This is a genomic window from Psychroserpens citreus, from assembly GCF_055686305.1.
On the sequence record NZ_CM145999.1, the window covers coordinates 3,111,138 to 3,123,300 of the forward strand.

The 12,163-nt window shown below is 32.4% G+C and carries 16 protein-coding genes; 6 read left to right on the forward strand and 10 right to left on the reverse strand.

Annotation, left to right across the window (positions count from 1 at the left end):
- A complete protein-coding gene (locus ACTU6T_RS13875) occupies nt 1-1,017 on the reverse strand; it encodes a DHH family phosphoesterase (RefSeq protein ID WP_460218793.1) in 1,017 nt (338 codons plus the stop codon).
- 88 nt (nt 1,018-1,105) lie between these two features.
- Between ACTU6T_RS13875 and ACTU6T_RS13880 the strand changes: the two genes are divergently transcribed.
- On the forward strand, nt 1,106-1,525 hold the full coding sequence (locus ACTU6T_RS13880; protein WP_460218794.1) for a nucleoside-diphosphate kinase: 420 nt from the start codon (nt 1,106-1,108) through the stop codon (nt 1,523-1,525).
- 76 nt (nt 1,526-1,601) lie between these two features.
- Here the strand turns inward: ACTU6T_RS13880 and ACTU6T_RS13885 are convergent, their stop codons facing one another.
- From ACTU6T_RS13885 to recF, 9 genes are all read right to left on the reverse strand, one after another.
- Nucleotides 1,602-1,964, reverse strand: a complete 363-nt coding sequence (locus ACTU6T_RS13885; protein ID WP_460218795.1) for a VOC family protein — start codon at nt 1,962-1,964, stop codon at nt 1,602-1,604.
- Nucleotides 1,964-2,440, reverse strand: coding sequence for a tellurite resistance TerB family protein (locus ACTU6T_RS13890; RefSeq protein ID WP_460218796.1), 477 nt, complete (start codon nt 2,438-2,440; stop codon nt 1,964-1,966). The genes ACTU6T_RS13885 and ACTU6T_RS13890 overlap by 1 nt, the downstream gene beginning before the upstream one ends.
- Nucleotides 2,441-2,599: 159 nt before the next feature.
- Nucleotides 2,600-3,058 (reverse strand): GNAT family N-acetyltransferase, encoded by a 459-nt coding sequence (locus ACTU6T_RS13895; RefSeq protein WP_460218797.1) that lies wholly within the window; start codon nt 3,056-3,058, stop codon nt 2,600-2,602.
- Nucleotides 3,055-3,507, reverse strand: a complete 453-nt coding sequence (locus ACTU6T_RS13900) for a hypothetical protein (RefSeq protein WP_460218798.1) — start codon at nt 3,505-3,507, stop codon at nt 3,055-3,057. The genes ACTU6T_RS13895 and ACTU6T_RS13900 overlap by 4 nt, the downstream gene beginning before the upstream one ends.
- A gap of 126 nt (nt 3,508-3,633) precedes the next feature.
- Nucleotides 3,634-3,990 (reverse strand): hypothetical protein, encoded by a 357-nt coding sequence (locus ACTU6T_RS13905; protein WP_460218799.1) that lies wholly within the window; start codon nt 3,988-3,990, stop codon nt 3,634-3,636.
- A 1-nt stretch (nt 3,991) separates the two neighbouring features.
- A complete protein-coding gene (locus tag ACTU6T_RS13910; protein WP_460218800.1) occupies nt 3,992-6,406 on the reverse strand; it encodes a penicillin acylase family protein in 2,415 nt (804 codons plus the stop codon).
- Nucleotides 6,407-6,454: 48 nt separating this feature from the next.
- Entirely contained in the window at nt 6,455-6,751 is a 297-nt protein-coding gene (locus ACTU6T_RS13915; protein ID WP_460218801.1) for a DciA family protein, read from the reverse strand.
- Complete coding sequence (locus tag ACTU6T_RS13920; RefSeq protein ID WP_460218802.1) at nt 6,751-7,167, reverse strand: hypothetical protein; 417 nt, start codon at nt 7,165-7,167, stop codon at nt 6,751-6,753. The genes ACTU6T_RS13915 and ACTU6T_RS13920 overlap by 1 nt, the downstream gene beginning before the upstream one ends.
- A complete protein-coding gene (gene recF / locus ACTU6T_RS13925) occupies nt 7,164-8,243 on the reverse strand; it encodes a DNA replication/repair protein RecF (protein ID WP_460218803.1) in 1,080 nt (359 codons plus the stop codon). The genes ACTU6T_RS13920 and recF overlap by 4 nt, the downstream gene beginning before the upstream one ends.
- Nucleotides 8,244-8,364: 121 nt before the next feature.
- Between recF and ACTU6T_RS13930 the strand changes: the two genes are divergently transcribed.
- From ACTU6T_RS13930 to mutL, 5 genes are all read left to right on the forward strand, one after another.
- Complete coding sequence (locus ACTU6T_RS13930; protein ID WP_460218804.1) at nt 8,365-9,138, forward strand: tetratricopeptide repeat protein; 774 nt, start codon at nt 8,365-8,367, stop codon at nt 9,136-9,138.
- A gap of 7 nt (nt 9,139-9,145) precedes the next feature.
- Nucleotides 9,146-9,631, forward strand: a complete 486-nt coding sequence (gene ribH / locus ACTU6T_RS13935) for a 6,7-dimethyl-8-ribityllumazine synthase (RefSeq protein WP_460218805.1) — start codon at nt 9,146-9,148, stop codon at nt 9,629-9,631.
- A 153-nt stretch (nt 9,632-9,784) separates the two neighbouring features.
- Nucleotides 9,785-10,003: a hypothetical protein gene (locus tag ACTU6T_RS13940; RefSeq protein ID WP_460218806.1), complete on the forward strand. Its 219-nt coding sequence runs from the start codon at nt 9,785-9,787 to the stop codon at nt 10,001-10,003.
- 4 nt (nt 10,004-10,007) lie between these two features.
- The gene (locus ACTU6T_RS13945) at nt 10,008-10,295 is read left to right on the forward strand and encodes a riboflavin synthase subunit beta (protein ID WP_460218807.1); all 288 of its coding nucleotides are present in this window, start codon (nt 10,008-10,010) and stop codon (nt 10,293-10,295) included.
- Nucleotides 10,295-12,160, forward strand: a complete 1,866-nt coding sequence (gene mutL, locus ACTU6T_RS13950) for a DNA mismatch repair endonuclease MutL (RefSeq protein ID WP_460218808.1) — start codon at nt 10,295-10,297, stop codon at nt 12,158-12,160. The genes ACTU6T_RS13945 and mutL overlap by 1 nt, the downstream gene beginning before the upstream one ends.
- The last annotated feature ends 3 nt before the right edge of the window (nt 12,161-12,163 follow it).

The following is a 12,163-nucleotide window of genomic DNA, read 5'->3' on the forward strand; positions in this document are numbered from 1 at the left end:
TTACGCTTTGAGGTCTTGTTCGTATTGAGGCAAGATACTAATAAATTTATCAATGGTGTCATTTAAATTTAAATCACTTTTTCCTCCTGCTGCATTGGTATGACCTCCACCTTCAAAATGTGCTCTAGATAATTCGTTTACAGAGAAATTACCTTTACTACGTAAGGATATTTTTATGATATTCTCTTGATGATTTTCAATAAATATGGCAGCGAAAATGATACCTTTTAATGAGAGCCCATAATTGACAAAGCCTTCGGTGTCACCTTTTTTAAAATTAAATCTATTAAGTTCTTCTTGAGACAGAGTGATATATGCTGTGCGATATTCTGGAATCACTTTAAGATTGCTTAAAGCTCTTCCAAGGAGTTGCATACGTTCATAACTGTTCGTATCAAGTATGTTATTGTGAATTTGAGAATTATTAGCCCCTTTCTCAATAAGTTGCCCTACAATATGATGTGTTGCACTTGTGGTTGATGGAAATCGGAATGACCCAGTATCTGTCATAATACCTGCATATAAACATGTTGCAATATCTTTATCAATGCGATTAAGATCTTCTAACATTTCAATAAAATTAAACACCATTTCACAAGTTGAAGACATGCTGACATCTGAATACATAAATGTTGCATAATCATCAGGTTGTTGATGATGATCAATCATGATTTTTACACTCTGCGATGATTTTACAATGTTTTGCATATTGTCGATTCTACTTAAAGAATTGAAATCTAAAGTAAAAATAATATCAGCACTTTGAATACGTATATCGCACTGCTCTTGTTGTTGGTCATATTTAAGAATTGAAGATTCTCCTGGCATCCATTTTAAAAAGTCAGGGTAATCATTAGGTGCAATTATGACAGCTTCATGATTATATGTCTTTAGGTAATGATATAAGCCTAAGGTAGATCCTATGGCATCGCCATCTGGATTTTTATGAGGAATGATAACTATAGCTTTTGGAGTATTCAAAAGCGATTTTATGCTATTAATATCGTCTTTGTTCATAGTGAGCGAAGATACAATTTTTTAATATTGGTTTGTACTGAAATTTTAAAGAAATGTATTACTTTTGCACCGAATTTAAAATAAACAAATGGCAACAAATAGAACATTTACAATGCTTAAACCAGATTCTGTTGAAAAAGGGAATATTGGTGCAATTTTAGAAAAGATAACAGCTTCAGGTTTTAGAATCGTAGCGATGAAATTAACGCAAATGACAACAGCAGATGCGCAAGCATTCTATGCAATTCATAAAGAACGTCCATTCTTTGGAGAATTAGTAGAATATATGACTCGAGGACCTATCGTTGCGGCTATTTTAGAAAAAGATAATGCAGTTGAAGATTTCAGAACATTGATTGGAGCAACTAATCCAGCAGAAGCGGCTGAAGGAACTATAAGAAAATTATATGCTGCGTCTATTGGAGAAAATGCAGTTCACGGAAGTGATAGTGATGAGAATGCAGCTATTGAAGGTGCTTTTCATTTCTCTGGAAGAGATATGTTTTAGTACATACAAAATTAATTATAAGGAAAAACGCAACTCTAAAGGTTGCGTTTTTTTTGAGTCGTTAATCAAGTTTTTTCTACTTAAAAGTTCCAAAATGCCATAATATACCGCTAGGGTCGTGAAGAAAAAACTCGTTTCCCCAATCATTATATACGATATTAGATAACCTTACATGATCATAGCGTTCTGGTAATTTTAAGCTTTGTATATATTTTAACATGTTTTCCAAGTCATCTACTTCAAAGAAAATCATTGAGTTATCTATCCAATCTTTTATATATGCATCCTGTAAATAAAACCCTAATGCATCATTATAAAAATAAGACATGGTTTTTGAGGTGACAATTTCCTCAAATCCTAAATCGGAATAAAATTTTCGAGAAATATGAAAGTCTTTAGAACCAATAAATGCTCTAATAGATTGTCCTGATAGCTTCATTAGGAAGGTTTTTTATCAACAATAACAACATTTCCTTTATTTCTAATGAGCATGACTTGAATAATTTTGTCAACTAAATCAGGGTCTATATTCATTCGGTCTGCAATTAGTTCAATCACTTTCTCTTCATCCTTATTAAGGATACCATCTGCTAATACAATTTCAATTGCCATAGAAAACAAAGTATCTTTATCGCTTTCGGCAACAAATTTAGAACAGATGTCAACTAAACCAATACCGCCAATCTTTAATTTAGCTTCAAAAACTGCATTGTAAAGTGGTGCGATATCTATGCCTACAAACTTTCGCTTGTGCACAATCATTCTGGTAAGTGCATCTATTTCTACATCGCTTACAACTCCATCAGATGACATACAAGCATAGAGAATACCAATCCAAGCTTCATAATCTGAATGAGGCTTGTAAGCTGTTTCTTTAGTTTCTTGCTGTCTAACAAATTTATCAAATACCCCCATTTTATTGTTTTAAGTTATATTAGTATAGTTTCATTTATTCTACAATCACCATCATTAAAAAAACTCAAATGTGTAGAGAGTTTAAAAGTAATAAAAGGATTTTAACCAATAGATTCATTAAAGGTTTAATTAATAAAATGAATATTTATAGAATTAAAGTTATTGTATTTCCAATTTCATTAATAATCTTGGAGAATTGTCAAAATAATAATTCGCAACCTCAGCTTCAATTTTAAAACCTAATTTTTGATACAAACTTATGGCTGGACTATTATCTGGCGTTGTTGTTAATTGAATAGTAGTTATGTTTTTATTCTTAAACCTCGTTATCAATTTAGTAGTGAGATATTGACCTATCTTTTTCTTTTGTTGATCTTTAGTTACAGCTAATGCGAATATCCAACCTATGTTACTATTATGGTCAATACCTCCAAAACAATATCCTATGATATGATTGAATTCATTAACTGATACAATAAAGAGATTTGGAGAGAGATCATAAAATTGCCTAAGTACAAATAAGGGATAATGGTTAGGTTTAAAAGCCTCTTTTTCCATTTGAAAAATTTGTTCTAGGTCACTTTTTGCAACAGGTCTTATTTTAAAATTTGAAGTCACAGTTTTATATTTTTAATCCATCTTAAAATCAGAAATGGCGTTACAATTCCTAAACTAATAAATATTGTCATATAAAAATGAAAGGGTTCCGTAAGTATATACTGAGGCATTATTGGGTTTTCAGGTTTTCCAATAAAGGTTAAAATAAAGAGTCCGATTCCAAAACATATGATTATAAAAAGTAAAATTGTGCCAATATCCATAATTAGTTCGGTTAATTTAAAATGGTCTCTAGTTGCATTGTATAACATTCCGAAAATTGGAGTTAACGATAATATCAAATAATCTAAGCTAGTACTAGAAAATGCAAAAAAATAATCTGTAAGTAGTAATAACTTATTCGAAATTCCAACCATAAGTCTTGTTCCAAACCCCGAATTTAGTACTATGAAAATCAAAATACTTATTCCAAAAATGAGATATTTTATGTTTTTCGGTATTTTTTTCATTCAGATTTCATAATAGATTTATGCAAAACGCATTTGAATATGGTCTAATATAAATTAATAAAAATGAATTAATAATAGGAATTGGCTAAATTTATGTAGAGCAAGCAGAATTAATAGAGTATAAGACTACCGACCAACAATAACACTCAATTGTTTGCCTAATAGAGCAGAAACTCCAGCTGCTAAACCACCAATTAAGCCCGTTACTAAAATAAGAACATAGGGATTCCCTCCAAGAGGTAATAGCACAGCTATTTTTTTAGCTAAGGTGAAATCGTTAGCACTGCTTATCACAAACGCATAGAGTACCCAAAAGCAAAATACAGCTAAAAACGGCACTATGAATACAGCGGATTGTTTCAAACTAAAAAACAAAGCAGAAACAAAACCAGCGACCATAACAGACCACCAAGGTAAAAACTGAGATAAGAGTAATGCAATAATTATTGTGACAATAAAATTTATGAGGTTTTTATTTTTCATCTTAATTAATTGGTATTAATGTTTGTGTAGCGATGATATTTCCTGAAGCCTTATCATTTTGCATAAAGTTAAGCTCATAATAGTTTCCTTTTGCCCAATCATCAATCATATTATCATAGTATTGGCTCCCCGGATTACCAGACTGACCTCCAGGATATATGCCTAAAGCCTTAGGTGGCGTACTCATTTCAACAATCATACGCCATGATGGTCCATGATTTTTAGCTGCGGCATTTACCGTATTTCGATCACCACCAATAGGGACATTAAATCGGGAAAATGCAGGTATAGCTTGAAGTAAATGCCCAACATAAGTAGCTTTATAATTTTTATAGACAAAATCTCCGTGTTCTGTTTTCCATTGTAATAAATGTTTAGCTGCATCTTTAAACGATAACAAAAACAATTCTTTAGAGGTTTCAATTTCGGGAGTGTCTACAATATCCATAAATTCATCATTGGAATTGTTTTTAAGCATATAAATGGTTTGATATTCAAATGGTTTGTCCATAGCTACATCTTGATTCTCGTATTCATCCCAAGTTATGTTGTAGAGTTTGCTCCACCAAGTGAGCCAAATGCTAGGAGCCAAATCATCTATGTCACTATTGAAATCCCAAGTTTTTATGATATTATAAATGTCTCGCTCTTCGGAAGTTAAACTAGAAGTATCCATTGTTTCAAACACATAAGGCAATAGCTCTGAAGCCTTTAGGTTAAAATTATTATTGTGCAAAGCTTTAAAATCCTCGATACTAAATTTGTCTTTTGATCTAAAGAAGTCATTAATAACCCGACTGCGATACGTATCATAACCATCATTAAACACATAAAACGGATAGTTTTCATCTGTTGGATGTTGATTAGCAGAACTCACAAATCCGCGTTTTGGATTTTTTGTATGTGCATTAAATTCTTGAGGAATAAAACTTTGCCAATCGTGATCTGGATTTGATCCATCCATTAAAAACTTACCTTGCCCTTTCCATTTGTTTGGTAGTTTACCTTGTATCCATAAGGCTATATCTCCCTCCGTTGAAGCAAATACAAAATTTTGAGCTGGTGCATTAAAATGTTTTATGGCATCGAGATAATCATCATAAGTTCGTCCTCTATTTAGCTCTAAAAATGTGCGCTGGATATTTCCGCCAAGATGACCAATCCACTTCATAGCATAACCAGATTTCGGATTGTCATTTTTAAAGTTATCATCATATGTTACAGGACCATGATGTGTATAGTAGACCGTATCCTTAATTGTAGCAGCACCTTTTATTTTGATTTCTTCAATGCGATAAGAAGTAGATTTCCATTCATTATCGTACTTATACAGGGTTTTTGAATTGTCTTTAAATTCAATTTTATACCAATCGGTAACATCTCGAGTAGCATTTGTTTCTCCCCAAGCGATATGGTTATTGAAACCTGATATGATACCAACAGCACCTGGCAATGTAGCACCCATGCTATTGTGCTCGGGAGTACTGAGTTGCATCACAAACCAAATAGATGGCAAATTTAAACCTAAGTGTGGATCATTTGCTAAAATAGGATGACCTGTGGTAGATTTGGAACCAGATATTGCCCAGTTATTACTACCATTATCTGGATGTGGTTTAGTGATGGTTTCTACAATAGTATCTAGCGGTAATTCACTTTGAGGAGTTGGTGTGATTTCAACATCAATAAAACTCCAATCAGTATCTTTTGGAATAATGGGATCATTATCTGGAAAAAAATCAGGATATAGCACATCAAAACGATCTTTACCAAATAATCGTAGCGCATTAGTATATTCTAAATCATGTTCTCTACTAGCTAGCATTTTAGTCATATACATTAATAGCAATGCTGTTTTTTTTATAGTCCAAGGCTCTGGTTTATAGTCTAATAATTTATATTCTACAGGAAGATCTTTATCTTCCAAAGTATTGATGTATGCATTAACACCATCGCAATAGGCTTGAATAATTTTTAGTGTTTCTGGATCAGCTTTCATTTGTTCTAAAGCATTTTCTGTTCCAAATCCCATGCCTCGTCGGCGTTCTAGTTTATCATAGTTTATAGTGGTGGACCCAAAAATTTCTGATAATCGACCTGCAGCAGCATAGGTTTGAAATTCCATTTGCCATAAGCGATGCTTTGCGGTTATATAGCCTTGAGTTGTATACAAATCAATATCATTTTGAGCAAAGACATGAGGAATTAATTGCTCATCATAATAAATGTTTACAGGCGCAGACAATCCATTTATACTGATGTCTCCAGAAATTGTTTCATCGTATTCATTTTGCCAGATACCATGAGCAGGATCTAGAAACTTTCCAATAGGAGGAATGGCACCAAGTTTTGAATTTAAACAATAAAATACTACTAAGGTTAGTACCAGAGTAGTAATGAGTTTAAGGAATTTCATAAGGTTGGAATTAGATTATGAAAATACTGAAATATTTTGAGAGTAATCTTAGCGTAACACTAATTTCTTAACGACCTCTTTACCAATAGATTCATTGAGCATTTCAATGATTTTTTGAGATCCATAACTGAGTTCTTCACGGAGTACACTAGAACTTAGTGAGACGTAGAGTACTTGTTTATCAAGCTTGATATCTGTAGTATAATTATTGACTCCATTTCCCATCATTGAGGTCCATGCTTCACGAACATCAACTTTATCTAAGCCAGATTGCAGTTTGTTTGTGTCAACAAATTCTTTAAGAATATCACTAATTGGTAAGTGATCATTTTGTCGTTTTGCCATTACTCTAATTCTAGAGGTTGATATCGTTTATAAAGATATACATCTTTATTGGTATTTACTATTTTTAATTGAGTCTCGGTCGCATTCAAAATCGTTTCTTTCCAATTCGCATATGGCGTTTGATAATACACATTTAAGCTGTCATTTTCTATTTTAATACTGAAAGTTTCTTTAATTTTTGAAGTTTCGAATGTTCCAACTAGGTTAGGTTTTAATTTTTTTCTGAAACCAGACATATCTTCTGAAACTTCAATATAATCTATAGTGTTGCTAAATGTGTATTCTTTTTTTGTTCCATTACTTAGAGTAACTTCTTGAATTTCCCAATAACCTTCTACATGTTGTATGTAATTTGAAGGGTCTTTGGAACAATTAAATATGCAAAGTGAAAAGCATAATAGTGCGAGTTTTTTCATAGTTTAAATATTTTATACGACTGATGAACTTGTTTGACTACATTCTCTGTGCGCTCTGCATGCGTATCACTAATAAATAATTGACCGAAGTCGTCATTATCTACTAAACTAATAATTTGTGCCACTCGATTTTCATCTAGTTTATCAAATATATCATCTAAGAGGAGTAGAGGAGTGACGCTACTTTGTTGTTTAATAAAATCGAATTGTGCCAGTTTTAAGGCAATTAAAAACGACTTTTGTTGTCCTTGGCTACCAAATTTTTTAATTGGGTAGTTTTCTATTTGAAAATTTAAATCATCCTTGTGAATCCCAACACTCGTATATTGTAATGCTTTGTCTTTGTTAATCTGTTTGACTAAAAGTGATTGTAAATCATCATCAAATAAATCACTTTTATATTTTAAGTTAACCTCTTCATTGTCGTTGCTAATGGCTTTATAACGAGCTTTAAAAATAGGAATGAACACCTTTAGGAATTCATCACGAACTTTAAAAATCTCACTTCCATAAGTGCTCAATTGCTCATTATAGACTTCTAAAGTTTGAGCATTAAATGTATTATTTAGTGCAAAATATTTTAGTAGTGCATTTCGTTGTGATAGTACTTTATTATAATTGATAAGATTGTTTAAATAGCCTTTATCACTCTGAGAAATTACACTATCAATAAACTTTCGTCGTGTATCGCTACCCTCTATAATTAAATCTCGATCTGCAGGCGAGATAATCACTAAAGGAATAAACCCAATATGATCACTAAATTTTTCATAGGCCTTACCATTACGCTTAATCATTTTCTTTTGTCCGCGTTTTAAGGACACCACTATTTTTTCTGTTTTATCGTTTTTGTTAAAAATGCCATCAATCACAAAAAAGTCTTCATTGTGTCTGATATTTTGTGTAGCTATTGGATTAAAATAACTTTTTCCGAAGGATAAATGATAAATCGCATCTAAAGCATTTGTTTTACCAACGCCATTAGAACCCACAAAACAGTTAATTTTAGTGTCAAATTTAAAATCTTGGCTTTCAAAATTCTTATAATTAACTAAGCTTAACGTGTTTAAAATCATAAAACTAATAGGAATATTCGTATTAAGGTTGCTTTTATTCTAAGACGAAGTAAAAATAACAAATAATTTACCTTTTAAATCCCAATAAAAATTTTATTTTTGCGGGCACAAATATAGAATTATGGCAACATATAAGAAAAGAGGATACAAACCGAAACCTATTAAGGAAAAAGGTGAAAAGATAGAAGTTTTAGAGCAAGAGTCTACAACAGCAGAAGTATTTAATACACTTGATGAAAGTGCAAATAAGGCTGAAGATTTTGTTGCTAAAAATCAGAAAGGTATATTCGTAATTATTGGTTTAGTAGCCTTAATCGTTCTAGGATATTTAGGGTATAATAAGTTTATTGCTGAGCCTAAAGCTCAAGAAGCAATGAATGAAATGTATACGGCTCAAAAATACTTCGAAGAAGCTATTGCAGGAACAAACAAAGACTCTTTGTTTACATTAGCACTTAATGGAGGTGAAGGAAAATATGGTTTAGTTGATATCGTGAATGAATATGGAAGCACACCAGCAGGAAATATGGCTAATTACTACGCAGGAATGGCATATTTAAATACTAAAGATTATACCAATGCGGTTAAGTATTTGAGTGATTTTGATACTAGCGATGACGTATTAGGCCCAATTGCAAAAGGAGCAATAGGAGATGCGTTTGTGCAATTAAATCAGTTGGAAGATGCCTTAGGCTATTATGAGCAAGCGATTAATGCTTCAACGAATGACTATACAACGCCTATGTATTTATTTAAGGCAGCTGGTGTTGCTGAAACGCTTAGTCAACCAGAAAAAGCATTAGGATATTACGAACGTATTAAGTCTGAATTTTCAGATTCAGATCAAGCTAAAAATATAGAAGCTTTTATTGGAAGAGCTGGAGGTAGTAAATAATTAAATTATGGCAACTGCAAATCATAATTTATCTCACTACGATAAGAACACAATCCCAAACGCGAAAGACTTTCGGTTTGGGATTGTTGTTTCTGAATGGAATGACACGATCACCAATGGTCTATATCAAGGCGCATATGATGCATTAATTGATTGTGGTGCTTTGCCAGAACACATTATAAAATGGGATGTACCTGGCAGTTTTGAATTGATTTATGGCAGCAAAAAAATGGTGGAGTATCAAGTAGATGCTGTTATTGCCATTGGTTGTGTAATTCAAGGCGAGACGAAGCACTTCGATTTTGTTTGTGAAGGTGTAACTCATGGTATTAAGGAATTAAACCTTAATTCGGATACTCCAGTAATTTTTTGTGTGCTTACCGACAACACAATGCAGCAATCTATTGATCGTTCGGGAGGAAAACATGGTAATAAAGGTACAGAAGCTGCTATAGCTGCTATTAAAATGGCCAATTTAAGACGAACTATTTAATATAGAATACAGTTTTTAGTCCATTCTCTTCAGCATTAAATTCTTCTTTTAGTATTTCCAATTAGCGGTTGTATTTGTTAACAATTTTTAGGAATAGAATATCTTATTTTCCTTGTAAATTCTGTATTTTTGAAATATTAGACTTGATAAGTAGTGGGTTTATTTCAGCAACGAAAACATAGACAATTTAATTATAAACCAAGACATCATAGAGATGCTGAAGGAGGTGAAGATTTGAAATCACAATGGAAATCTATACGAGGTCAAGGTAAACATAAAAGTAAAAGAAGTGTTTCACTCGGTTTACTTTTACTTATTTTAGGTATGATAATTGCACTATGGTTTATTTTAACGCATTACGAAACATCATAGCATTATGGGAATTTTAAACACACGGAAAAACAAAAAGTATAGCTATCAACCACGTTTTTACAAAGGTGAAGGTAGTCCATTTGAGTTAAAGCATAAATTTGATGATTATCGAGTAACTGCTAGTAGTAATAAAGGCTTGAAGACAAAATTTAATAATGCTGTAAATGATTATAAATCTAATAAAGACACTTCTGGTGCTAACCGCAGAGTATTAATTATTATTGCAATATTAGTCGTAACTTTTTTATTTATCATAGATTTCGATTTATCCATATTCTCCCTTAAACGCTAATGGCAGACATTATCCAATTGTTACCAGATCATGTTGCGAATCAAATTGCAGCAGGTGAAGTTGTACAACGACCCGCTTCTGTTGTAAAGGAATTACTAGAGAATGCCATAGATGCTGGTTCTGATACTATAAAACTTATTGTTAAAGATGCTGGTAAAACTTTAATCCAAGTGATTGATAACGGAAAGGGTATGAGTCCTACAGACGCTCGATTGAGCTTTGAGCGGCATGCCACCTCCAAAATACGTTCTGCCGAAGATTTGTTTAGTTTGAATACCAAAGGCTTTCGCGGAGAAGCTTTAGCCAGTATTGCTGCTATTTCTCATGTAGAACTCAAAACAAAACAAGATCAAGACGAATTAGGAACTATTATAGAAATTGAAGGCAGTACTATTAAAAGTCAAGACGTTGTTGTTACTCCAAAAGGAACTTCGTTATCTGTAAAGCATTTATTTTTTAATATTCCCGCTCGGCGAAATTTTTTGAAGTCTAATAATGTAGAGTTGCGACACATCATCGATGAGTTTCATCGCGTTGCATTGGCGCATCCAAATATTGCATTTTTAATGTATAATAACGGTAGTGAAAACTTTAACCTTCCAGTGAGTAACTATAGACAGCGAGTTGTAAATATCTTTGGGACTAAAACAAATGAAAAATTAGTTCCAGTTGAAGAAGATACTGAAGTTCTAAAAATTTCAGGATTTGTTGGAAAGCCTGAATTTGCAAAACGGACTAAAAACGAACAGTTCTTTTTTGTCAACAATAGATTTATTAAAAGCGCTTATCTAAATCATGCCATTAATTCGGCGTATGAAGGTTTATTGAAAGATGGAAGTTACCCAAGTTATTTTCTGAATTTAACGGTTGATCCCAAAACAATAGATATAAATATTCATCCTACTAAAACAGAAATTAAGTTTGATGATGAACACACGCTTTATGCCATTTTGCGATCGTCTGTAAAACATAGTTTGGGTCAGTTTAATATAGCCCCTGTTTTAGATTTTGATCGGGATAAAAACTTAGACACTCCATACGATTATAAACATAAAAGCGCCTCTACACCAACAGTTGAAGTGGATCGAAGTTTTAATCCGTTTCGTGAAGATCAACAACCATCAACACCAGCACGACATCATATATCTACTTCTTACAGAAAAGAACCTACAGCACAGTGGGAAAGCTTATATGTTGGTTTAGAGTCTAAAGGCACAAAAACTGAAAATGATTTTAGTGATGTTGAATTTGAAAGCCAACCAGAACATAAATCCTTATTTTCTGAAGATACATCAGTAGAAACCAAACAAACTACTTATCAACTTCATAATAAATATATTATTAGTACGATTAAATCTGGAATGATGATTTTAGATCAACATCGCGCTCATCAGCGTATTTTGTATGAAGGCTTTTTAAAACAATTAACGGTTAAAGAAGCTGTAAGTCAACAATTGTTATTTCCACTTGTATTAGAGTTTTCGGTTTCGGAAATGAGCTCATTAACATCATTAAAAGAAGATTTAGAGCATACAGGTTTTGTGTTTTCTAAATTTAGTGAAACAACATTAGAGATTACAGGAGTGCCAATTAACGTTCCAGAAAGTGAAGTCTCAATTATATTGGAGCAACTCATAAGTGATGTAGAGCAGGAAGTTCCAGACAGCAATTTTAGTGCTACAGATTTACTGGCAAAATCTATGTCTAAAAGCTTAGCTATTAAAACTGGTCAATCATTAAATAGGGTAGAGCAAGAGCATTTAGTGAATAGTTTGTTTGCTTGTAAAGAACCATCAGTTTCTCCTACTAATAGAGTTACATTTATTACTATGAGTGTAGATGATTTTGATAAAAAATTTATGTAAGAT